Genomic DNA, 23,753 nt, shown 5'->3' on the forward strand with positions numbered 1-23,753 from the left:
TTACAGAGTTTCCGATACTCTTTATTTGTGATCTGTCCATTCTTTAAGATATCCGATAGCTTTTATCTGACGGCTGCCCAGTCCTATCTGCCCATATTCCTTCATTGAACGGTCACTACTCAGTTTCTTGACCGTATTTTCATTCTTTTCGGGAAGTAAAACTAGGGAAAAAGGGAATGGAAAAAGAGAATGATAAGATATCTGTAATATGGGGAATGGGCATCTGGATTTTGGGGAGTTGGGGGGTATGGGGGGTTATTAAAAAGAGTTAAAAAACAAGTCTTTAACGACCTTTCCAGATGCCCAGTATCTTAGTGGACTCCATGGTATATATAATTAAAGTTTAATCGTTTATTCACAAAGTGCTATCAAGGCAATCCTATGTGATTTGCGGGCGGACTGTTTAATCTAAAAAATAGTCCTCTTGAGCTAAGCTCACTGCTATAACTTATGAATTAGTCCTCTTGAGCGAAACGAAGTGGAGCGAAAAGGACCTCGTGCTCCCGAAGCGAAACTCGGGAGGCGGAACTCGGGAGGCGGAACTTGGGAATCAAATTCTACTGGTACAATTCCGGAATATTATTCCCTCGACCTCTGACATATAATTTTTTGAGAATAAATATTATATTCAGTGTAGTGTAACTGTATAATTGCATTAGGGGTATTGCATCAGGGGGAGCTGTATGACTGTTAAAATTGTTGTTGCGGGGGATGTGAGTGTAGACTGGTATTACTGGCCGAGACCTTCATACTCAAGCAAGGAAGATACAAACTGGAAGCTGTACGAGGGTATTGATACAAACCCGCAGCTGGGTGGAGCTACTCTCTTAGCAGAGTGGTTGAGGGATATTCTCCGGATTAGAACAGAGGAATCACCTTACTCATTGGCGTCTCAGAGCTGTGAGGATCTAATTAGAAAGAGCCTCAGTGAAGTTCTGCACACAAACGTATACCTGGATTTATTTCCTCCGTTCTCTTCCAGTGATACAAAAGAAGAGGTCAAAGTATATAGAGTTAAAAATTATTTGGGGCATATAGCTTCGGTCGATAACAAGCAGCATCCAGCTTCCCTGGAAATACTCGAAGACCGGCAGGACGCAGACATCGTTATAATTTATGATGCGGGGAAAGGTTTTCGTTTTGAAAAAGAGGCATGGCCAGAAGCGTTGAAAGGTGACCGAAAACCAGTTGTGATATATAATATGTATCCTCCCCTGTTCAAAGGAGATCTCTGGAAGCATGTCCTCAGATATCACAAAGAAAAATTAATCTTAATAATGAATGCAGATGACCTGAGGAAAATCGGTACGAATATAAGCCGTTCAGTTTCATGGGAAAAAAGCGCTATAGAATTTTTATGGGAAATTTGCCATAAAGAGGACCTTGCAGAAATAAAAGAACTGAACAATGTAATTATTCGTTTTAAGTATGAAGGTGCCATTCATTACAGAGGAAAAACAGATAGATCAAAATTATACTTTGATCCTGTATCAGGAGAAGGGGAATTCTGGAATTCTAAAAGATTTGGAGACATGAGAGCTACAAACCTGGTTTTTGTTGCTAATCTGTCTTCATGTTTAATTTCTAAATTTAAGGAAAAGAAAACTGAATATCAAGAAAATCAAAATAAAAATCAAAATAAAAATAAAAATCAAAATCAAAATCAAAATGATTCTCAAAAAGGGAGTAATCAACAAGCCTGCGTAGAAAGCGCTATTAAAGAAGGCCTGGAAGAAGGTTTAAAAGAAGGCTTAGTTAAGTCTCGAGAGTCTTTAATATACGGTTACGGCGATAGTAATGGGAAGCCAGATTTCTTAGAATATGCCTGTCTAAGCACAAATAAGAAAGCAGGTGAAAAGAAAGCAAGTGGGGGGTGTGCTTTAGATCAGGATAACTCATCTAAATACAAATTATCCCAAAAAATATCTTCAAAATCACCTGCCGGTTACATGGCAGATGTCCTGCTGCCATCAATTGAAGAGATAGCTGAGCACTCAGACCCAAATCAATCAAATTCACACTTCTGGACGATTCTTAAAGAAAATACAAAAGAAGAATCCGGTAAAGCCTCCGTTGAAAAGGATTCTACTTACGTGGAACAGCTTGCTTTCATAATAGTTAAAAAAGGGTTATCCAGCATTAAAGACTTCCCTGTGGGTAAATTTGGAAAACTAATTACTGTAGATAGAGCAGAAATAGAAAGCTTCAGAAGTATAAAAAATGTAATGGAAGAGTATATACATTCTGAAGAAAATCTGAAGCCACTGTCCATTGCAGTATTCGGATCTCCAGGTTCCGGAAAGTCATTTGGAATAACCCAGATAGCAGAAAGTATTGACAGTGGAAGAATTGTGAAAGTGGCATTCAATATTTCACAGTTTACATCTACAAAGGATTTAACAAATGCTTTTCACAGAGTGAGAGATATTTCCTTAAAAGGAAAAATTCCATTAGTATTTTTTGATGAGTTTGATTCCAAGCTTGAGAACGAAGAGCTGGGCTGGATAAAATACTTTTTAGTACCAATGCAGGATGGGGAATTTCTGGACTTTGAGACCATGCATCCCATTGGGAAATCGATATTTGTTTTTGCTGGAAGTACTTACAACAGGCTCAAAGATTTCTATGAATTTTGTAGCTACTCAAATATACAGAGCAAGTCCTATCCGGGAATAGACCCACGCAGAAAAATCTCAAATAAATGTCCTGATTTCCTGAGCAGACTTCGAGGATATGTAAATATTCTCGGACTCAACCGGGTAAATGAAAAGGATGAAACCTATATAATCCGAAGGGCAATCCAGTTACGCTCCTTAATTGAAGAAAACGCTCCAAAAGTTATCAGGGAAAATAATGCACGTGTTAGCTGCGGGATATTAAATGCTCTAATTAATGTGCCAGAATATATGCACGGAGTTCGTTCAATGCAAGCAATAGTAGAAATGAGTGTACTCCATGAAAAAAACTCATGGGAAACGGCTTATTTACCGCCTAAGGACCAGCTTGAGCTACATATTAAAAGCATAGACGAATTCTATAAACTCTTAGCTCAAAAAAAGCAATCATGCACGGAAATTAAATAAAACGGATATTAAGTGATATACTTCAGCAATAGAGAAATGGTTTGCACATCTTAATCATAAAGGAAAGGGAAAAGCAGAAAAAAGTCCTGACCTGTAAAATGGATGATTCTTTTGCAACAACCTTAAAAACCAGCTAACTTCCTCAAGCACATCAAAATCTACCAAAAATCACATGAAAGAAGCCACCTTTAGAATATTCAGGAAGGAATTTACAACACTGGGATAGAAACCCCGGTTTGAAATAAATTTTTAATTCTTTTAATAAAATAATGCAGAAACAACAGTCCGGCACTACAAACCCTTAAGTTGCGAGTACATTTCGCTCCCAAACAATCTCCTTTACTGTAATTCCTAGGCGCAATTAAGAAAATAAGGCTCTTCGCTGTTTCGAGTGGGTAACTTACATTCGTTTCCTAAATGTTGAAGTAGCAGATCTAAAATTTAGAAATATTTGTTGTTGAAAATCACATTCAAGATTGATGTTTCTGTTTGTAGCCTGGCTACTTTCTAACTAAGCAATAATCTTCAACCCACACAAAACAGCGAAGAGCCGAAAATAAAAGCTATAATTTTGTAAAAATTAGTCCTCTTGAGCTAAGCAAAGCGGAGCGAAAAGGATGCGTACTCCCGAGACGCAATTCGGGCGAGGCGCAATTCGGGAAGTAAAAATAAAGATGAAAAAGAGTGTTTTGCGCAGTAATATCTTTAATTTAGTCCTCTTGAGCGAAGCGAAAAGGACACCGTGCTGTTGCACTTGCAGTGCAACTCGCAGGAAATCTCTGATTTCCTGTGATCCCGAAGCGAAACCGGGTAGCGAAACTCGGGCAGTGAAACTCGGGAAGCGAAACTCAGGGGAAAACGGATTGTCAACAAGGGAAAAAAGAGTTGTCAAAATATAGGTAATATGGGGATTGGGCATCCGGATATTGGGGAGTTGGGGGGTATGGGGGGGTTATTAAAAAGAGTTAAAAAACAAGTCTTTAATGACCTTTCCAGATGCCCAGAATTCTAGTCTACCTCATGATATATAAAATAAGTAGATTTAATCACGTTTTTTAAAAGTGTCAGTGAAGCTTTTTACCGGGTGGAGTTCGGGTCTTTCCGGAATAGTAAACCCCGCATAATCCAGCATAATATCCTCACGAGCGAAAGACTTATTTCATTTTTAAATACGCTATCAAGGGCGCTAAATCAAACATCTTAAATAGAAGTTTGTCACCGATTAAAATCGCAATTCTTTTAACAATTGAAGAAGTATTGTCGACTGGTGAACATACAGTAATAATTAAAAGAGGATAGAAAGACTAATGAAGAAAAGAAGGCGCTTTTGAATTGTACAATCAATCTGAGTTCGGCAATCTCGAAACCTATCTGTTAGAAAAGAAATATAGTAAAAAAACTAGCTGCGGACAACCCCCTGATATTTATATATTTACTGGCACAGTTGGGTTTAAAAAACACAGTTTTGAGAGCGTTTCTGTCATTTTAATAAATACTTTTAATGAAAAAATTCTCGGAATAATAAGCAAAATTTTCTTACTTCTCTGTATAACAGGAGCTTTCGTCACAACAATTAATTTCCTGAATAGTGAAACCGCAGACTGGTTATATATCGTGGGTATGGTAGCATCCCTGATTCCACTCATTATTTCTCTATGCATGCAAAAGGTGCTCGAATACCATAAGGATACTTTTTGCGAAAAGTGTGGGAATAAGCTTGCCTGTGAAGAAGTAGGCGAGCCAGTTATGAAGGAAACAAGTAACTTCAGTGGCTATACTTTAACAGTTACAAGACACTGGAAGTGCAGATACTGCGGGAATGTGGATACAAGGGAAGGACCTGAGAATATTTTTGCAGATAAAGGAGAAATGCTGCCCGCAGTTTATCTGAAAGGTATTGAGTGTAGTAAATGCAGCGGTCTAAGCACAGTTGTAGAGTTTAAGAAGCCCGATATAAAAGAGATTGGAAATAAGAGGACAACCAGAAGATATTATAAATGTACACTGTGCGGTTATGAGGACATTAATGAAAGTGAAGAAACAATTAGCCGTAGCACTCATGCCGGCTGATTATTAAGAGTTGGTTCACAGCAGAAAGATAATCGCTTTTATCAGAACCTGCCAGCTCAATTTACCGGACCGTACCAGCTCATCCATTAGAGCCTGCCAGCTCATACCTCTGTACGAACCTTTGAATCAAAAACGAAAAAAGCCAGAGTGATTGCAAGGACTTGCTCTTTATTTCAGTCGAATACCCCGCTAGCTTGCTGCGGGGATGGAAAACTTCCCCGGTAACCGTTAATGATAATATGATTTATCAATCCCATTTTTTGGTTGTTAACTTCTGCTCAAACTAAATTGTTTAGGGATATTATCTCCTTTAACGGAATTTGGAGCGGTGGCGCGAACATACCCCGTTGCTTGCAGCGGGGTGCGCCAGCGCAACTTTGATTCCAATTTGCTTGAGCACTTTTCTATTCAATATCACTGGTGGTCTTTCTCTATAACTTTTCTTTTTCCAACCGTATATGATCTCTTACATTGTCTAATATAAAACCGAGAATCAGAAAAACAAAACCCATAACAAACTGGTAAAGTTGCCCTATAAAAAGCCCATATATAAACAGTAAAAATCCCGACATCATAAATAATATACTCAGAAGATAGAGCGATAGCTCTTCAATCCCCTGATTCAGAAATTTAGAGAAAATATCATTGATATATTTTCCTGTATATGGATTGTAACCATTTGAAGTAGCATTTCCAGAATTATTTCCAGAATTATTTCCAGAATTATTTCCAGAATTACTACTGTATGAGTAACTTGATTTATTTTCCAGGAACATCCCCCATTCCAAAATATTTTATTGTTTAATTCAGGTTTTTCACTTCTTTAAAAATAATATACCTTTCTAGAATTAAAAGCTAATGTTAGGATGATCTTCTGCAGAACTCAAAATTGCCTGTATGATCGAAAAAATAATTCCTGTATAAGTTATCTCTAATTCCGGTTCAACAGTTATATAGTGCAATTGGCGGACTATCATTTAAAAAAAGAGTAAACTGATTTTTTATAAATTTAGTTTGCCTGAGTTTCAAATACGGTTTTAAAGTACATACCTCCAGCCATCTTTTTTCAGGCGCTTCCTGTGTACCTCATAGCCGGGCATAAGTTCCCCTACCAGTTTCCAGAAACTGGCAGAATGGTTTTTTTCCTTTACATGACAGAGTTCATGCACAACTACATATTCAAGCTGTTCGGGCGGAGCCATTACAAGCTGAAAATTTATCCTGAGAATATTATCTGCAGAGCAGCTTCCCCAGCGCTTTTTCTGATGCTTTACCTTAAAATCCGGAGGCGCTACCCCCAGTTTCTCCGAATAAGCTTTCAGGAGCTTGCCAACCTCTGGCTCGGCACAGTCTCTGTAAAAACTCCAGACCGCCTCCTTTACGAGTGCTGGCTCCAGTTCTTCAGATCTCATTCCAGGAATAAGAACAGTAAGTTCCGAACCGCTGAAGGAGGCAGAGGGTTTTTTAATTCCGTCCACATGAGTTATTTTTATGGGATATTCTCTGCCCAGATAGAGGTACATTTCACCGTCATTATACCGCTTCTCCTGATTGGGCAGCCTGTTTGCCTCAAACCAATCAAGCTTTTCCCGTACCCAGCCAGCTTTCTTCTGTACCATGTCCCTGATAGCCTCACGGCTAAGACCATGAGGGGCTCGGAACTCCACTTTAAGGTCCGGGCGGACTAAGATCGCTGCTTTTCTCCTCTTTTTGCTGTAGACAATTTCGTATTCTATTGTCCTGCCGCAAGCTTTGATATTATCGTTTTTTCTCATAGATGGTTCCTCACACCCGTTTCGCTTCCCGAGTTTCGCTTCGGGATCACAGGAAATCAGAGATTTCCTGCGAGTTGCACTGCAAGTGCAACAGCACGAGGTCTGTTTCACTCGCTTCGCTCGTTCAAGCAGACTAACTTATAAAATTAAAGCTTTTACTTTTCAAATTGCACCTCGCCCGAATTGCGCCTTGGGAGTACGCATCCTTTTCGCTCCGCTTTGCTTAGCTCAAGAGGACTAATTAATAAATGCTGGGACATCTTTTTCGCTTCTTTCCGGGTCTTCAGTGGGTCATCTTTTAGTTAAGATTAACCAGGGAATTTCAGTATTAGATTATGAATACTGCATGAAAAATATTCTTTTTCTATCGCTTTTTCACGTCTTTTTATTCTTTCGGATTTCTTTTTATTTCTTCCTTTTTTACTTTTTTCTTTTCTTTTGAATGGTTTCCAAACAAACTGACATGGACACTTATATTTAACTGTGGATTGAAATACGGTTTCGGAATCAGGAGAAGTATTTCTCGAGCCAGGGAGATCTTTCTGAACTTTCTGGTAAGCAGCTTGAGGGAGCAGTTGTAAGGAGTATCTGCGATGAGGAGATAAAAGAGGCTGTCCATTTTGTCCTTGTAACCAAAATACTCAACCCTATGGAAGACCTCATTATCCAGACCTTAAGGGTACTGGGGATTAAAACAACCCGTAAAAATACCTGGGAAAAAATCGAAAAACTTATTCAGTCGGGGATAGAAAGCAATAAACTGACCTGACCTGCACTCTCAATTAAATGAATGAAATGATTTATTTTATAGAGTAAGCCCGAAAAATGGTTAATCTATTTTTACTGTGGCGATATTTAATTTATTTTTCAATTTTATTTGCTCTCTTTCTACAAATCGTGTTATTCTCTTTTTGTCTCTCTATTTTTTGTTTTTATTTTTCTTTTTACTGTAATATTTTTAACAATCTGTAATAATTAATTATTTTCAAATAGTCTTATATCCACGCTGTAATATCTCTCTTGCAATTATGTTCCTTACAGTTAAAGAAAATAACAGGCCATATACAGCAGTCATCATGTCCTGTATCCTGTTTGGCATGATAGGCATATTTGTAAAAGAAATTAAAGATATGGATGCAGGTTCTATTCTATTTTACCGGCTATTTTTCGGATTTGCGGTCATTCTGGGGTATCTTGTAATATTCGGAGGAATTGGAAATATTCAACTGAAGCAGAAGAAGTTACATATGCTTTTGCTTGGGGTTCTTAATACAATAACAATGTTTACGTATTTTTCCGCGATCAAACATACCGGCATTCCAGTAGCTGTGCTTCTCCTGTATACAGCGCCGATATATGTCACCCTGCTCTCTCCTTTACTCCTGAAAGAGCACGCGACTTTCCGGGATATGCTTGCACTTACCCTCTCTATCTCGGGTATACTGCTTGCTGTTAACCCTTTAAACATTTATGGAAGTACGGCCTCAGATGATGGGTATTACATCACAGGAGTCCTTTTCGGACTGCTCTCAGGCCTTTCATACGGTTGTTCGATCATGACCATGAATTACCTGAAGGAAACTTATTCGGTTATAGGGCAGATGTTCTGGTCAACAGCAGTGAGCCTTGCCCTGCTTCTACCTTTTGGGATTTCCGTATCAGGCCCGGTCCTGCTCGAAAACCTGAAGCTCCTGGTACCTTTAGGCATCATTGCCACGGCTCTCGCATCTCTTCTGTACTTTAGAGGGGTGGCGCGTATAAAAGCGCAGACCGCAGCCGTGCTCTCCCTGCTTGAGCCGGTGAGCAGCATCTGTTTCTGTTGCATGCTCCTCGGAGAGCCTGTGCAGCCAAACACAATCGGAGGCTGTCTCTTTATCCTTGCAGGCGCTGCACTTATCGGTTATAATGCCCCGATCCGGCAGGGAGCTTCAGAAAAGTATTTCCAGGACATCTGGGCAAGATTTTTCCAGCCTTACATGCCCCTTAGACCGGGGAAGCTCTGATTTTCTTCCCCTTAAGCCTTTTTTAAAAAAGATTATTTTTAGATCAAGAATTAAACTCTCCAATTCCTGATTTACCTAATTTCTTTGGCATGAAAGTACGTGAAGACTCTATTCCTCACGTACTCTCTCCTTCCTTATTTCCTATTATTGCGATTATCCCACTAATTATTGTTATCCGTTCATCAATTGAGAATGTATCTGTCTCAACTATCTTCCTTTTTTGAACTTCTCCCTTTTCATATCCTGTTTCATCTTCGTACATCTTATCATTTGTTATAAGATGCCATACCATTGTTGCAATTTTTCTTGCCAGGGCAATAATTGACTTTGCATGTCCAATTGACATCTTTTTCCTGTTAAAAAACTCTTTTAACTCACTATTTTTCTTCCTTGCTGCTGCCTGAGCAATCTGTGTTAAAATTCATCTTGCTACTTTTGATCCTCTCTTTGTGATTCTTCCATTATGGTATTATATTTGGGCATGTTATTCGAAGAATATCATGTGTTTTTTTTCTTTCTTTTTCCCTCGTTTTTTCTTTTTGCCTTTATTTTTTCTATTATTGTTACTTTTCTCATTATGAATAAGATACAAATAATTCTCAAAATTAGAGCACTGAGTTTTCAGAGCTAATTTAAGACGCTTTAATCAGAACCATTTTTATCCGAAACCATATATAATTGACTGCATATATTAGATATTTACTTGAATTTTCTTTTGAATAAATTCTTCAATTTTTGGGAGTGAGCAATCGGGCGATGATAATTTCCTTGACCAGTATACGTGTCGGATTTTGTGATTCGTTAAACCCTTAAACGCTTTATTTTTTTCTATTCAAGTCTTTGATTTATTTTTTATTTGGTTTACCTTTGAGCCGAATGGGGAATTATTTTCAGCTTAATGAGAGATTTAGAAAGGGAGTGGTGATATCATTTTATGTGAATGTGACGAGTTAGTGGAGGAAGACATTTTTAAAGATTATATAAAAACTTCTGCTAGTCCTTCCACCAGAACCATAGGTCACAGGAAATGCGGGATTATTTTCAATTTTATTGATGACAAAAGTTAGAAAAAATATTCTTCTCGAAAAGAATTGAAAATTTTGGCAGCGAAATTTGCAGATAAAAAATGAGTTACTTAAGGAAAATATCGAAAAACTCCTGCTTGAAGTGGACAGACTCAAATCCCATGGTCAACTATCGGATGCCGAAATACTAATTGATGCATATAGGAAGATTCTGGAGTCGAAAAGCACACTGAAGATCCATCAGAATCAGAACCACGTTGACAGCAACGCATCTTGTCGGAAATTACTTTCTGGCTTCTTGACACATAAATTTTGAATGTATTAGATCACCAAACTATTATTTATTTTCAGGAGGTAACACTTTGAAACTACGTATAACAACTTTCAACCTGGAAAACCTCGATGACAAGCCCGGCCAAAAACCAACGCTGGAAGAGCGCATTGCGGTTATGCGCCCTCAACTGCAGAGAATAGATGCTGATATCCTGTGCCTTCAGGAAGTCAACGGCCAGGAAGAAATAGGACACCCTCGCCGCCTTCTAGCTCTGGACGCCCTTCTCAAGGATACGCAGTATGCCAGCTTTAACAGGGTATCGACTATGGATGAGGGAGGGGCACAGGTTTATAATGAGCGTAACCTCGTTATCGTGAGCCGCTTCGAGATCCTGGAACATCAACAGTACAAACACCGTTTTGCTCCTGCTCCGCTTTACAGAATAGTAACGGCAGTAACGAATGGAGGGGGAGAACAAACCGCGAAAGAAATCACCTGGGAGAGGCCAATCCTGCACGCTAAAATCAAGATTGGAGGAAAGATCCTAAATGTTGTTAATCTTCATTTGAAATCCAAAATACCCACGGACATTCCAGGGCAGAAACTGGACAACTACACCTGGAAAACAGCCTCAGGCTGGGCAGAGGGATACTTCATCTCTTCCATGAAAAGAGTAGGACAGGCTCTGGAAACCAGGATGTTAATCGATAAACTATTTGATGAAAATGAAAATGCCTGGATTGTAGCTTGCGGAGACTTTAATGCGGACTTCGATGACGTGCCTGTGGAAGCTATCCGGGGGAGGGTTGAAAATACAGGCAATGGCGAGCTGGCAAGGCGCATCATGTTGCCCTGTGAAATGAGCATTCCTGAATCCGCCCGTTTTTCGCTTTACCACCAGGGCAAAGGGAATATGCTGGACCATTTGCTGGTATGCAGGGATATGCTGGCGTACTATAAGGGTTCCGAGGTGCATAATGAACTGTTGCATGACGAATCTATTGCCTTTGCGACAGACATTAAATTTCCGGAATCAGACCATTCACCGGTGATCGCGGAATTTGAAATGCCTGATTGAACTGCCTGATTGAACTGCCTGATGATTTTTTTTAAACTAAAATTGTAACTGTCCCTTATTCTATTTATAAATATGATTCTTGTAAGATCACAAGATGATAAATGACCGGAAATTCTCGGACAACTTCTTTGACACCAGTGCCCATAGCTACGGGGCTGAGTGCAGGAGGAGAGTTCAGGGGTTTAATGGCAGGGGATCTGCAGCGGGTCTTTTAGTTATTCGTGCAAAGGTTTTCACTTGAAATTGAATGGGTCTATTCAAAAGCTTATCCCAAAATCTATTTCTATGAAGCTTGTATTTTAAACGACCAATCGAGTCCCTGATTATGAAAGGTAAAATGAAAGGTAATTCTGAAAACTGTTAATGATTAAGAATAAAAGGGCGCTGGAATAAACTCAATAATAAAAATTATGCAACATTTCGGCCTTTAAATGAGAATCTACTTTTGTCTTAAAATTACTTTATATACAATTGTCTTAAAATTACTTTATACAATTTTCTTCGAAAGTAGGAAAAAAATTGTATAGCTACAAAAAAATATAGAAATAGTTACAATTATAGCTTTTTCTCCCCTGGCAAGATATATTTACTTCACCAAAATAGTAGCATAAAAACGATCTATGATCGAACTCTCTCCTTCCCAGTCACGCCAGTTTCTGATGCTAAGCTTGTGAGACCCAGTGCCCGATGCGCGAAACTGGAATACTCTCACGCCTGCTGCACCAATTGCATCTCCCACTTTCTCGAAACTGTCACCTACCGTTTCCAGTCCTCCGGCGGTCTCAACCTTCCATCGGTAGCCGGTAGTGGGATTCTCGTTTAAACGTACAGTTACGGGGCTCTGAGCCTCAACCTCTAAGGTACGGCCCTTATCCTGGTCGTTCAGTATCATCACAAACTTCTCCAATAAAGGTTTCAGATCTCTATTTCTAAGAAAAACAGCGGCAGAGAAGCCGTATTTTCAGCCGATTTCCTCAAGGTCCGCGCTTCTAGCAAGACGCTGCCCATCTTTATCAAATTTATGTTTCATGGGTCATGCTAGCGCTTTTCATTTAGTAATAAAGACCTGAATTAAATAAAATATATTACAAATGCATTACAAATACAATACGTAATTACTAATTCATATTACATTATACTACAAATACGATGCATAATTACTAATTCGTATTATATTATTCTCGATGAAATACTCCAAAACTCATTATCAATCTTTTTCAAAATTGAACTGATAAATCCCAAGGTAATATTCCGGGCGTGATTCGGTATGTCTGAATCTGAAGAATAATGATATTCTGGTTCCAAACAGTTGGAAATAGGTTCGGAATGAGTCATATACTTTAGCTTTAAGTCTTCTTACAACAGGCTACATGCAGAAAGATGTTCTCGTACTACGTCTCGTACTGCGGCTAAAGTCAATATTTATCTATTTTTGTCTTCACCTGCATATTACGTTGTTTATTCAGGAGACTACCGGCAGTCTCCTGAATAAAAGAATATGCTGGACAGATATCTCTATTCCGGTTAATCTCGCCTTTTACGATTTTATGCATGGGGCAGAGGTATGTCTCGACTGAGAGTTTCGCGAGCTCTACTCCGAGAGCTCTCGAGTTCAAGTCCAAAATTCCCTGTTTCAACCCATTTCATTGAGATAAGAGACCAGAAGTCCAGTGCAAACTTGTTCAGGACGTATTCATAGGGCAGCCAGCCATACCCCTTATCACCCCAGGCTGTACCCCAGGAATTGCGAATAAGGAAAGCACCAGTGAATTCTTTGTTGCTAAGGGTGTTTCTGATTTTCATTTTGTCATCATAGCCGATAGCAACGACCGCGTGACCCCATATTGCCTTCTCGTCGAGGCCTGGGAAAGGAATTCCACCTTTGATATCTGTATCATTGAAGGAGGGAAACCCAAAGAAGCCGAACATTGAGGGGATTCCTGCCGCCAGATACTTTTTTACACTGAAAAGGACATCCTCGGGCGGCAAATTCATGCCCTGCGGGTCGTGGCAGAAGTAGTTAAGGGCTTCGAAGTTGTCCGCAAGTGAATATACAAAACTTGAAGGTTCGTCATCAAAGGTCGGTTCTCCGTTCGATCCCGGGTTTTTCCTGTTGGTGTAAGGAAAATATTTTTCAGGTGGGACACCACAAAGAGCAAGCGCCCCCATAGTATTTCGGAGCCATGCTCCGGTATCTCCCTTGACTCCCATCAGGTTCCTGGTTGTCTTGTAGACAAACAGTCTTGACCCGTCAAGATGCTTCCCAAATGCCCGCCGCTGGAAGTATTCTATCACTCCCAAGCCTGCATGGGCAGTACAGGAGCCCAGATCCAATTGATCTTCAATCGGCGAACACCAGTTCCTGAGATCTACGGAAACGGGTAGTTCCAGAGCTCCAAGTTCCTTTCTGGAAGCTGGAATTCCGAGTTTTTCTGCCATCTCGGGAATCTGAGCGCTTTCCTCTGTATAGTCTTTTAAGGACGGTAACGGAGGGAGCCATCCGGTTCCAAAACTCTCTCCAGTTTCCGGAATTTTCACCTTTTCGAAGGCAGCTGCTATTCCAATCATTTCATTACCCCACTCACTTTGGTTTATTGCCTTTTGTATCCTATAAAATAATTCGTTTACCTGATATTGATTATTATTTAAATTTTGCATCGAAAATTTTGGTTTTTATCTTTTGCCTGATGCACCGATAATAAGCCAGTATTTTTTCCAGGACACTCGAATATTCATATCTTTTTTCTGATTTTCTGCTCAGTATATATCTCGGTTTCTGTGCCAGTTAAGCTTGGAAAACTGCCCCCAATCCAGACAAAGGCGTTCAGGGTGACTGCGACTCGTTAACACCAAGCAGCCTAAAAGTAACAGCGAGATTCATCCGAACAATATCCAGTGCAAGACCGTAGTTGATGTGGTCAAGCGTGTCATTAGCAGTATGGATATTTATGTTTGAGCTATCGGTTCCCTCGATCGTGAGAACCGCAGGAATAAGCTCATTGATAAAAGGTACATGGTCACTTGCGAATGGGTTCTCTGATGTCTGGACAGTCAATGATGTGTATGTCGCAGCTGCTTCAGCAAGTTTTTCCATTAAAGTCCTGGAAACTGGAGCCCCTTCGAGCAAGACCGTTGGCAATGCGGTATTTAATGTCGCAACCATATCCATATTGATGACTGCACTGATACGGGCGCGTTCACTGGCTTCCAACCCGCTGACATATTGTTTACTCCCGTGAAGCCCCTGCTCCTCCCCACCAAATAGTATGAGTCGCAGGTCATGTTTTGCAGAATGCTCAGCAAGCACACGTGCGATCTCCAGAACCCCTGCAGCACCGCTTGCATTGTCATCTGCGCCTGGAGCGGGCGCCTCCCTTCCCCCAGTAAGGTTAACCGAATCCAGGTGAGCAGTAACAAGTACCAGTTTACGGACTCCATTTTCAGTACCTGGACGATCTGCTATGACATTATAACTCCCGCCACTTCCAACATTTATTGGAAGCAATTCCACCTGATAACCAAGGCTCTGAAACTGATCTGCCGCCCATGTCGCTGCACTGGTAAATTGAGAGCTTAAGGAATGGCGAGTCAGGAAATTCACCAGTGAGCTCAGGGAAGAACTGTATCTAGATTGTGATACCGCCTCAATTTTTGCCTGCACCCTTGGAACGGCCAGCTGGGCTTCAGGTTTCACGATGTCCATAATTACGCTGTCCATTGCCAGTGGGCGCACTGCCCACCAGTCATCCTTGCTTTCAGCGAAACGGCTTACTTCTTCGGGAAGCAAGTCGACTACTATATAACGGCCTTTTTCTATGACTAGCCGGGCTTCGGGATATGTATTCTGGAATGCCCTGCCGGTCTGGATAACAAGGTAAAGCTGGCCTTCCAACTCGCGGGTCTCTGCCGGGTCGAGACTTACGCCTGCCTGTCTGGCTTTATTGGTGAAAGCATTCCATTCTTCAGAATCTGTCCATACTACAGTTTGATCCCCAAGACGAACACAGTGCGCTCCGTAACTCCTTGCCGATTCCTCAGCAATGCGTTTTTCGCTGGAGTCCGAGAGTAATATATACCTCCCCATTATCTCACCTCCGAATACAGGTTAGGAAGATGCTGGCAACTGCCGCACCTTCAGAATCCCCGCATCAATCTGAAGGATTTCCAGGATTCGAGGCGGTCGAACATTGCCTTCAAAAGATACACGCACACGTCCAGGACCCTCTATCTCCCAGTGTCCATTAATTCCACGAGAGGCATCACTAGGACCAATTTCCCAATCGATGAATACTCCATCTGGCCTGAACTCGATCCCTCCCCGGCCGCGAGCTCGCGGAAAGTCGTACTCAATTGGTCTATATACAGTTATTCCATTCGTATCTTCCTCAAAGGAGTGCATCCATTCCTGAAAGATTTCGTTAGGCAATTCGGTCATAGTTTATCCTTTTATCCTTACCAAAACAGAAGTCCTCAATTACCCAGCTCATGTATTCATAACCGGTACTGACGGCTCCATTGTGAGTTATTCCATATTTGTAGTATAACGCAGAGCCAGTACGGTAATAAAACACGTCAAGGCGTTTCACCCTGGCTTTTCTCCCACGTTCTCGACAAACTTTTTACCTTCAGGTGCTTTTTCCATCTCTGCGCTTTCTGCCGCAGTAAGGAACGATGAGTGCGGCCCGTTCCGCATATCTACGTTGAGTTGGCACCTCAGAAGACTCTTCTATTTTCCCTAGGCTTTTTACTCTCAGGTGCTGATACTTCTGTCCTTTCCATAGGTTATTTCACCTTGGCATAGGCACTTTACCTTTAGATGGTGCCTTTTCCATCTCCGCGCTTTCCGCTGCAGTAAGTAATGATGACCTAGGTCCTTCGAGGCATGCATTTATACGGGTTGCCTGACCCTGTGTGAACATCACCATACATTTATCGTCTACATAGTCCATGTAATTCATGAACATATCACCATCTGGTGCATTGTTGCAACTTATACGTGGGAATCCTGGAGAGCCATAGTTAGGTCCTCCCTGATTTGGAGTATCATCAACCTCGTCCGTGCCTGCACATCCAGTACCGTCATCCCCCCAGATATGGAACAGGTCCAACCAGTGGCCTACTTCATGGGTTGCAGTTCGTCCTTTGTCAAATGGCGGTTTGGCAGTTCCAGTAGTACCAAACCCTGTATGAGTAACTACAACACCGTCCGTTTCAGCTGGCCCTCCTGGAAACTGTGCATAACCCAGCAGACCTCCACCAAGCTGACAGACCCAAATGTTTAGATAACGGTCTGTCGGCCACGCATCCTTACCACCAGCTGATGTGGATTTCACTTTGTCATTGGTACCAAAGGAAACCGCTGAGGTCTGAGTGCGAGTTATTCCTGTAGTCGGATTTCCATCCGGATCTTTTGTTGCAAGGAAAAACTCAATCCCCAGGTCTGCTGTAAGATTACTCCAGACAGAAGGTACCTGCGATATATCTGAATTCAACTTGCGGAAATCTTCGTTAAGAACATCTATCTGGCTCTGGATCTGGTCATCAGAGATATCCTGCTCTTCTTTATTCCATACAACATGAACTACTACAGGAATCCGGACGATTTCGGTCCGAGATACTGCCCGTAAGCCCGTTTTATATGCGAGAGCCAAATTTTCAATTTGATTACGCTCTCTAACGTACGACGCCGATTCTGTAAGCAACCTGCGATGAACTTCCATTACTCCACATTTGCGTTTAGTTGGTGCCTCAGGTGACGCTTCCCCGCTCTCCTTACTTTCAAATTTTTCTACCATACGTATACATCCCTCACTCAGTTATTCGTTCGGATCATTTATTCGGAACTCCAGATATGGAAATCGGTAAGGTTCATTTCGATATCATCCCAGGTCAATTGCGCCTTGATATACCTAGATATTAATCCATATCTGCCTGAATACAAAAATGACAAACTTTTTACAGACCAATTTTACAGACCAATTATTGATCCAAATATCCAGCGAAAAACAATTCTTGTCTGACAACTAATTCTGCCTTACAGTTAAAGATAATTTAAGCTGCCGGAGCCCATATTAATTATATAATATATATAAATAATATATAATAATAATCGAATTTAAGATACTCAACAATAATTAGAATAACTCAGGATTCTTACCTTTTTTATTCAGATTTCGTCCCCATAAGGAAGAATCAGCTACGGTAAGAAGTAAACAAAATATCAGAAACTACACAGAGGCGCCGTTGGCTTATTTCGTGCAGGCCGTCCCTAAATGTAAATTATAACAAGGAAATAGGTAGCAATGGAAAACTTGGCTCTGTAGAAACCCTTAATTAAATCCAAATTATTTCTATATTTTTTTGTTTAGTTATACACTATCAGCAAGTTTTATTTCTTTGACTTGATTATAGAACTTTCTTACCCTCAGTACTTCTCCGAACTTCCTTTTGACAATAAAGTGTAACTTAACAATGATGCCTACTATGTTTAATTTTATACATAGAGTGCGTAAGTCCTACGGGATAAATACTGGCTTTAAGGTCAATGTGTGCATGAATTTCGGAGAAAATTTAAGTTCTGAATTTAAAGCTAACGTTACCAATTATCCAATTGTGTGGATAATGTGAACTTTAAGACAGCCTCTAAGCTTCGGCTCTCTATGCCTTTTCTTGCCTTAGATTCAAGAATCTGAGACTTATGTGACTACCCCTGGACTAAAGAATTAGGTGAATGTAGTATGTAGACAAATTCTGAGGAACAACCAAGAAAATATTCTGATTTGGAGAACCTGTGCAGCCAAACACAATCGGAGGYTGTCTCTTTATCCTTGCAGGCGCTGCACTTATCGGTTATAATGCCCCGATCCGGCAGGGAGCTTCAGAAAAGTATTTCCRGGACATCTGGGCAAGATTTTTCCAGCCTTACATGCCCCTTAGACCGGGGAAGCTCTGATTTTCTTCCCCTTAAGCCTTTTTTAAAAAAGATTATTTTTAGATCAAGAATTAAACTCTCCAATTCCTGATTTATCTAATTTCCCTTTTTCTTTTTCTTTTTTCAAAACCCCTTTAGCACTTACTTGTTACAAAGACCATAGCAGCCACTACCGTAGTCCACTTACCGTCCTTGTCGCCTTTTGCAGTCTGACATATATGGAAAGTATCAAAAATGTGTCCGCTTGCCTTGTACACCTGTTCTCTCTCATGCCAGGCCATTTCCGCATCAAACTCTATGCCAAGGGTTGTTGCCAGCATCGTTGCTGCCAGGTCTTCAGCATATTCTCCGGCAATAACCTCTTCTTCTCCAAAAGAGTGGTGTTCGGAAATGTAGCCATAATTATCTTCATTCACAGGTACAGCGGTCCCTATAGCTGATGCCATCAGGCGGTGCGGCTCGTTAGTATCGTTTCTCGCAAGAACACAATGGACAATTGCACCTGGCTTCAATTCTGAAAGACCTTCTTCTTTAGGTACGAGTTTACAATTGGGAGGCAGAATACTTGATACGCTCACAAGGTTGTATTTTTCAATTTTTGCATCCCTTAGTGCGAGTTCGAAGGATGCTAATCTGTCCTTATGGACCCCGGATCCTTTTGTCAAAAATGCTTTTCTAGGGATCATGATAACTCCTTTAAGTGTTTATGCTTCATACATTTGCTGTGAGATTTCCATTGTCTGGGCAACCAATACACACATAAATGATTTATGAATGATTTAAAACTCTTCTACAGTCTAGAGTGAACTTTTCGAATGAGCTATTAGCTTAAACCAATATTTCATGTTCCAAACGTACAGGAGAGTTATGAACTTTACCCTTTATCACTATCAATTTTCGGCTGTGGAAGTCCCTTCCGGAGAACTGCATTCCCTGGATAGAGTTCGGTCCTCAAGCTCATCAAAACTTTCAGAGAATTTTTTGTGTCCGGATACCGCTCTCTCGTAAACATCCGAATTTGAGATTCCTTCGAAGATAAACCTGGTCTCAAGGGGAATGTCACCCGTATGGACCATTATATCCTTCTTTTCTACACTGACAGTGACCTGGTCCGGAGAAAGCCCTGATTCAGCCATATAATCGAGAATCAGCTTTCTTCCGAATTCCTCCGCGAACTCGATAGCTTCACTTCTTATAACGAAATGCCGCCTCCCCACAGGAGTGTAGACAAAAACCCCTTTAGTCCTCATGTCATATCTTGACTCGCTGTAAGTTGTGCGGACTGTTATTTCAACGCGTTTTGTCCCTTTTCCCACAAGGGCTCCCACAGCATTCCCTACCCCGGAGTATTCCGGGACAATTATTTCGGCATCGATCAGTTTTTTCAGGTCGCCCACATAAGCTCTGACCGGGCCTCCCAGAAGCACAACCGGGATATCTACCTTAAAGCGGGAGAAAAAGCTGCCTTCAAGCATTTTCTCAATTTCATTTCTGTCAACCCCTTCCATAAGGAATGAAAGGAGATCTTTTGCCATATTCCTGGCAAAAAGCCGTTTCACATTCACACAGAACTCCTGCCTGCCGGTCCCGGTGAAGTTTGCAAGCAGCGTAGCCCCTATGACCGAGGCTTCAGAATCCCATTCAGTGTATTCTCCAAGCACATGCAGGGCATCAGTCGGAGTAAAGCCGATAGCCTGAACAAGCCGCTTCTGGATCAGGGAGTCCATTATTTTTTTTGAAGGGAGTATATTTCTGTCCCAGTAGACGTCTTTAAGAGAAAGAGGTTCATTTCCTATAAGGGCAAGGAGTTCTTCTTCTTCTCTGTTCAGGTCAACAGGTTTCTGTTTTGTCCTTACAAAGAATTTTGTTGCCTGGATATGCTCATTCATTTTTAGCCTGTCAGGAATCCAGCGCTTTTTCAGGGAATTCATAAATGAGGGGTAAAGGACAGCAGCCCTGCAGAGTGGGATAACCCTTCGAGGCCCGATATTTGTCCGGGTGCCCTGGACCCAGATATGGCTGTCCCCTCCCATTGCCGAGGTCTCCATCCTTAGTGCCCTCACCTTTGTCTGCCAGCCTCCCACAACTGCTCCGTTTTCACTGAGGTAAGGAAGCCCTTTATGGATCATGGAGACATCCGTACTTGTCCCTCCAACATCGATAACCGTACAGGTCTCATGTCCTGACAGATAGGAAGCCCCAAGGAGGCTTGCAGCAGGCCCTGAAAAGACCGATTCTATGGGCTTTTTCATGGCTTCGTGCATGCTTACGACAGACCCGTCGCAGCGGAGCATTGCAATTCTGGACTCAAGCCCCCTCCTTTCGATCTCGCTTACAACGGTTTTTAAAAAACCCTCTGCTACTGGCAGGAGCTGGGCATTAAGGTAAGCTGTAACCCCCCTTTCATAGGCTCCTAAGGACTGGGCAAGTTCATGCCCGCAGACAACAGGAAGCCCTGTAAGTTCCTGGATCAGGGCTTTTATACGCAGTTCATGCTCAGGGTTGCGGACGCTGAAATATGAAGAGACTGCAAAAGCCGAGACCCTGCCCTTCAGCCTCAGTACAAAGCTTTCAACTGTGGAGAGGTCAAGTGCTGCTATTTCATCTCCATGGCTGTCGTGTCCACCCTGCACCATTATGCAGTTTCCAATCTCGGAATCCGCAGGGATTTCATAATCCCCTACAAGGACCAGCCCTACAGGATATCCTGTCTTTTCCAGGATGGTATTGGTTGCAAGAGTTGTAGAAACCGAAACCATAGTCACAAGCTTCAGTTTTTCAGCTTCAAGCCCGTCAATAGAATTCGTAATTCCTTCAAGAAGGTCGGGATATGTTGTGAGTGCTTTATTAGAGCCGACAACCTTTCCATCCGAGTTCCGGATTAATATGGAATCGGTATAAGTGCCGCCGGCATCGATACCTAGACTGTATGCCATTTTTTTAACTTCCTGATCTTATTTTTATATCTTCGGAATACTCATAATGTGCCATTTGATGATTCCGATTATTACTACTATTATGTCTTTGATCTCTGAAATTATTCGTAAGCTATTCTTTTTCTTTCCCGTGCCATAATTTGCTGTTCAAGGGAAGGAACACTTTAATTCCAGCCAGTCCCTGAAATACATTTCCCGGATAAGAAATCTGGATTTCTGGAGCAAACGGATTTTAAAGAACAAATTTGGATCTCAAAAGCAAAGCTTGAGCTTAGTCATTATCTCAAACTTAGAGCTTCCTGTTTTATCTTTGATTTTATTTTTACATTTTATCTTTATTTTTATCTTTACTTTTGACTTCCTGAAATCCGAATTGCAATATCTGCACTATTGGGGGAAAAAATATAAATGTTCCGGGTCTTCCGGAACTCAAACTTTCGGCATTCCGATTCCGACAAAGACCAGTTTTGATTCTACGGGCATTGTGCCTGCTTCACTCAGGGAAATATCTTTTCTGCTCATCTCTATCTGAACCTGCCCTTTGTCAAGGCCAGCCTCGACCATGTATTCCATTACAAGTTTTCTTCCTAGAGATTCTGCGTGCGCCAGGGCTTCCGGGTAGCTCCCGAAGGTTTCCCTGCCCTGGGGTGAAAAGAGAAGTACAAGCCTTTTCCGATCTTTTGAATAGGTGCTCTTAATAAGAATTTCAATCCTTTTTATTCCCTTCCCGACAACAGCCCCTACAGCATTACCTACTTCCGAATATTTGGGGACTATAATGTCAGCATCAAGAATTTGCTTTAACTCCTCTGTATAGGCTACTACAGGTCCTCCTATAAGCACGACAGGTATCTTCATCCTGAACTGCGCGAACCTGTCCGACAGGATAATTTTTTCAATTTCCTGGGAAGGGACATCTTTTAAGACAAAAGACATCAGGTTGACTGCCATGTTCTTTACAACGTCCTTTTTTATGCGCCTGCACAGTTCAATATAGTCTGTCTGCGTGTAACGTTCGAGAAGTTTTGCTCCGGCAATTGAGGCTTCCGCATCCCAGCCCCTGTAATCTCCAAGCACGTGCAGGGCGTCAGTCGGGGTAAAGCCAATTGCCTGGATAAGGCGTTTTCTTATCAGGGAATCGAGAAGTCCCGGAGACAGGGTTTTCTGAGTTTCCCAGAATATGTCGTTAAGGGAGGTAGGGGAATCTCCTATCCTGTCAAAGAGTTCCTGCTCGAAACTTCCAAGATTAGAAGCTTCTGCCCCTGTCCTTATGAAAAATTTTGTGGGCTGCACATTCTCTTCCAGGTGCATGGTTCCGGGAATTCTCCCTTTTCTCAGGACTTCAAGAAAGCCGGGATATTTGACAGCAGCAACACAGAGTGGAATTACTCGACGGGGGCCTATGTTGATTTTCAGATTCCTGACCCATACATGGCTGTCCCCTCCCATTGCCGAAGTCTCCATCCTAATAGCTTTGACCTTGGTCTGCCAGCCCCCTACAATAGCCCCTTCGGAGCAGAGTTCGGGAAGCCCGTTTTCGAGCATGGAAACATCCGTACTCGTCCCGCCAACGTCTATGACTGCACAGGTCTCAAGCCCTGAAAGGTGGGATGCCCCTACCAGGCTTGCAGCAGGGCCTGAAAAGATTGATTCGATGGGTTTTTCCAGAGCTTCGTTAATGCCCACTACGGAACCGTCGCATTTGAGCATTAGCAGCCTGGCGTTCATCCCTCTTCTTTTGATCTCCTCCCTGATCGAAAGGATAAACTGACTTGCAATAGGAATCAGCTGGGCATTAAGGTAAGCTGTAACCCCTCTTTCATACGCTCCGAGGTCAAGGGAAAGCTCGTGTCCGCACACAACAGGAAACCCCGTAAGTTCCTGAATACGGGCTTTGATTGCCAGCTCATGGGCAGGGTTCCGGATACTGAAATATGAAGAGACTGCAAAAGCCGAGACCCTGTCTTTTACCTTCCTTACAAAAGCCTCAACTGCTTCCATATCAAGAGAAACAAGTTCAGCTCCGTGATGGTCGTGCCCTCCTTTTACCACGGTATAAAGCTCAGCGTGCATTTTTTCCGGGATTTCGTAATCCCCTACAAGGATTAAACCTACAGGATAGCCATTTTTTTCAAGGATTGTGTTTGTAGCAAGAGTTGTCGAGACTGATACCATTTTTACGTCTTTTAAGTATTTCTCATCCAGCCCGTCAATGGAGTTTTTAATTCCTTCAAGGAGGTCAGGATAGGTCGTAAGAGCTTTGTTCGAGTCCATCACCCTGCCATCGGAATCCCGGATGATGATCGAATCGGTATATGTCCCTCCTGCGTCAATGCCCATGCTGTATTGCATTTGAATATCTCCTGTTAATTTTTTCATGAATGGGGTTCATAAATTCTTTTGTTTGTGAAATCTTTTATTAGATTATTTTGCCGGATATAAATAGTGCCTAAAAATATATAATAATTAGTTGAAGCTAACATTTTCCTGCTTTGAAAAAAATCTGGTAGCTTTTCATAAGCAGTCATCAAACTTGTGTTTCAATCAGGATTTCTTTATTTAAAGCCCAAGATTTATA

17 protein-coding genes and 1 pseudogene are annotated in these 23,753 nt (G+C 41.6%); 6 read left to right on the forward strand and 12 right to left on the reverse strand.

Features of this window, described 5'->3' with window-relative positions; all coding sequences use genetic code 11:
* Positions 1-683 precede the first annotated feature (683 nt).
* The 3 genes from FXV91_RS16330 to FXV91_RS16340 all read left to right on the forward strand — a co-directional run bounded on the left by FXV91_RS16330 (position 684) and on the right by FXV91_RS16340 (position 5,153).
* Positions 684-3,083: a hypothetical protein gene (locus tag FXV91_RS16330; RefSeq protein ID WP_229391742.1), complete on the forward strand. Its 2,400-nt coding sequence runs from the start codon at positions 684-686 to the stop codon at positions 3,081-3,083.
* Positions 3,084-3,700: 617 nt separating this feature from the next.
* Positions 3,701-3,982 carry a hypothetical protein gene (locus tag FXV91_RS16335; protein WP_229391743.1) on the forward strand — a complete coding sequence of 94 codons (282 nt, stop codon included), beginning with the start codon at positions 3,701-3,703 and terminating at the stop codon, positions 3,980-3,982.
* A 721-nt stretch (positions 3,983-4,703) separates the two neighbouring features.
* Positions 4,704-5,153: a hypothetical protein gene (locus FXV91_RS16340; protein WP_229391744.1), complete on the forward strand. Its 450-nt coding sequence runs from the start codon at positions 4,704-4,706 to the stop codon at positions 5,151-5,153.
* Positions 5,154-5,584: 431 nt separating this feature from the next.
* Here FXV91_RS16340 and FXV91_RS16345 read toward each other — a convergent pair whose 3' ends face one another.
* Positions 5,585-5,929 (reverse strand): SoxR reducing system RseC family protein, encoded by a 345-nt coding sequence (locus FXV91_RS16345; RefSeq protein WP_229391745.1) that lies wholly within the window; start codon positions 5,927-5,929, stop codon positions 5,585-5,587.
* Positions 5,930-6,190: 261 nt separating this feature from the next.
* On the reverse strand, positions 6,191-6,928 hold the full coding sequence (locus FXV91_RS16350) for a SprT family zinc-dependent metalloprotease (protein WP_229391746.1): 738 nt from the start codon (positions 6,926-6,928) through the stop codon (positions 6,191-6,193).
* Positions 6,929-7,956: 1,028 nt separating this feature from the next.
* On the opposite strand from FXV91_RS16350, the gene FXV91_RS16355 reads away from it, so the two are divergent.
* Complete coding sequence (locus tag FXV91_RS16355) at positions 7,957-8,931, forward strand: DMT family transporter (protein WP_229391747.1); 975 nt, start codon at positions 7,957-7,959, stop codon at positions 8,929-8,931.
* Positions 8,932-9,046: 115 nt separating this feature from the next.
* On the opposite strand, the pseudogene FXV91_RS16360 reads toward FXV91_RS16355, so the two are convergent.
* Positions 9,047-9,400: pseudogene (locus tag FXV91_RS16360) on the reverse strand (transposase); the annotation flags it as partial.
* A 918-nt stretch (positions 9,401-10,318) separates the two neighbouring features.
* Here FXV91_RS16360 and FXV91_RS16365 point away from each other — a divergent pair.
* Positions 10,319-11,308, forward strand: coding sequence for an endonuclease/exonuclease/phosphatase family protein (locus tag FXV91_RS16365; protein ID WP_229391748.1), 990 nt, complete (start codon positions 10,319-10,321; stop codon positions 11,306-11,308).
* Positions 11,309-11,894: 586 nt separating this feature from the next.
* Here FXV91_RS16365 and FXV91_RS16370 read toward each other — a convergent pair.
* The 6 genes from FXV91_RS16370 to FXV91_RS16395 all read right to left on the reverse strand — a co-directional run bounded on the left by FXV91_RS16370 (position 11,895) and on the right by FXV91_RS16395 (position 17,028).
* Complete coding sequence (locus tag FXV91_RS16370; RefSeq protein WP_229391749.1) at positions 11,895-12,200, reverse strand: protease inhibitor I42 family protein; 306 nt, start codon at positions 12,198-12,200, stop codon at positions 11,895-11,897.
* Between the two features lie 653 nt (positions 12,201-12,853).
* On the reverse strand, positions 12,854-13,876 hold the full coding sequence (locus FXV91_RS16375; RefSeq protein WP_229391750.1) for a C1 family peptidase: 1,023 nt from the start codon (positions 13,874-13,876) through the stop codon (positions 12,854-12,856).
* Between the two features lie 256 nt (positions 13,877-14,132).
* Positions 14,133-15,392: a M28 family metallopeptidase gene (locus tag FXV91_RS16380; RefSeq protein ID WP_229391751.1), complete on the reverse strand. Its 1,260-nt coding sequence runs from the start codon at positions 15,390-15,392 to the stop codon at positions 14,133-14,135.
* Between the two features lie 21 nt (positions 15,393-15,413).
* Positions 15,414-15,743, reverse strand: a complete 330-nt coding sequence (locus FXV91_RS16385) for a hypothetical protein (protein WP_229391752.1) — start codon at positions 15,741-15,743, stop codon at positions 15,414-15,416.
* Positions 15,727-15,894: a hypothetical protein gene (locus FXV91_RS16390; RefSeq protein ID WP_229391753.1), complete on the reverse strand. Its 168-nt coding sequence runs from the start codon at positions 15,892-15,894 to the stop codon at positions 15,727-15,729. Before FXV91_RS16390 ends, FXV91_RS16385 begins: the two co-directional genes overlap by 17 nt.
* Before the next feature lie 201 nt (positions 15,895-16,095).
* Entirely contained in the window at positions 16,096-17,028 is a 933-nt protein-coding gene (locus FXV91_RS16395) for a zinc metalloprotease (protein ID WP_229391754.1), read from the reverse strand.
* Positions 17,029-18,098: 1,070 nt separating this feature from the next.
* On the opposite strand from FXV91_RS16395, the gene FXV91_RS16400 reads away from it, so the two are divergent.
* Entirely contained in the window at positions 18,099-18,260 is a 162-nt protein-coding gene (locus tag FXV91_RS16400; protein WP_229391755.1) for a hypothetical protein, read from the forward strand.
* A gap of 113 nt (positions 18,261-18,373) precedes the next feature.
* On the opposite strand, the gene FXV91_RS16405 is transcribed toward FXV91_RS16400, so the two are convergent.
* The 3 genes from FXV91_RS16405 to FXV91_RS16415 form a co-directional block, all read right to left on the reverse strand.
* Positions 18,374-18,925 (reverse strand): arginine decarboxylase, pyruvoyl-dependent, encoded by a 552-nt coding sequence (locus tag FXV91_RS16405; protein ID WP_229391756.1) that lies wholly within the window; start codon positions 18,923-18,925, stop codon positions 18,374-18,376.
* A gap of 204 nt (positions 18,926-19,129) precedes the next feature.
* Positions 19,130-21,175: a hydantoinase/oxoprolinase family protein gene (locus FXV91_RS16410; protein ID WP_229391757.1), complete on the reverse strand. Its 2,046-nt coding sequence runs from the start codon at positions 21,173-21,175 to the stop codon at positions 19,130-19,132.
* A gap of 429 nt (positions 21,176-21,604) precedes the next feature.
* Entirely contained in the window at positions 21,605-23,527 is a 1,923-nt protein-coding gene (locus FXV91_RS16415) for a hydantoinase/oxoprolinase family protein (RefSeq protein ID WP_229391758.1), read from the reverse strand.
* Between the last annotated feature and the right edge of the window lie 226 nt (positions 23,528-23,753).

The organism is Methanosarcina sp. DH2, from assembly GCF_020804225.1.
Classification (GTDB): domain Archaea; phylum Halobacteriota; class Methanosarcinia; order Methanosarcinales; family Methanosarcinaceae; genus Methanosarcina.

Bases quoted from the DNA above. Each gene is read 5' to 3' on its own strand.
- FXV91_RS16395 (WP_229391754.1), bottom strand. From the start codon at position 17,028: ATGGAAGTTCATCGCAGGTTGCTTACAGAATCGGCGTCGTACGTTAGA.
- FXV91_RS16335 (WP_229391743.1), top strand. From the start codon at position 3,701: ATGCGTACTCCCGAGACGCAATTCGGGCGAGGCGCAATTCGGGAAGTA.
- FXV91_RS16355 (WP_229391747.1), top strand. From the start codon at position 7,957: ATGTTCCTTACAGTTAAAGAAAATAACAGGCCATATACAGCAGTCATC.
- FXV91_RS16410 (WP_229391757.1), bottom strand. From the start codon at position 21,175: ATGGCATACAGTCTAGGTATCGATGCCGGCGGCACTTATACCGATTCC.
- FXV91_RS16375 (WP_229391750.1), bottom strand. From the start codon at position 13,876: ATGATTGGAATAGCAGCTGCCTTCGAAAAGGTGAAAATTCCGGAAACT.
- FXV91_RS16370 (WP_229391749.1), bottom strand. From the start codon at position 12,200: ATGATACTGAACGACCAGGATAAGGGCCGTACCTTAGAGGTTGAGGCT.
- FXV91_RS16330 (WP_229391742.1), top strand. From the start codon at position 684: ATGACTGTTAAAATTGTTGTTGCGGGGGATGTGAGTGTAGACTGGTAT.
- FXV91_RS16405 (WP_229391756.1), bottom strand. From the start codon at position 18,925: ATGATCCCTAGAAAAGCATTTTTGACAAAAGGATCCGGGGTCCATAAG.
- FXV91_RS16340 (WP_229391744.1), top strand. From the start codon at position 4,704: ATGGTAGCATCCCTGATTCCACTCATTATTTCTCTATGCATGCAAAAG.
- FXV91_RS16415 (WP_229391758.1), bottom strand. From the start codon at position 23,527: ATGCAATACAGCATGGGCATTGACGCAGGAGGGACATATACCGATTCG.
- FXV91_RS16385 (WP_229391752.1), bottom strand. From the start codon at position 15,743: ATGACCGAATTGCCTAACGAAATCTTTCAGGAATGGATGCACTCCTTT.
- FXV91_RS16380 (WP_229391751.1), bottom strand. From the start codon at position 15,392: ATGGGGAGGTATATATTACTCTCGGACTCCAGCGAAAAACGCATTGCT.
- FXV91_RS16350 (WP_229391746.1), bottom strand. From the start codon at position 6,928: ATGAGAAAAAACGATAATATCAAAGCTTGCGGCAGGACAATAGAATAC.
- FXV91_RS16345 (WP_229391745.1), bottom strand. From the start codon at position 5,929: ATGTTCCTGGAAAATAAATCAAGTTACTCATACAGTAGTAATTCTGGA.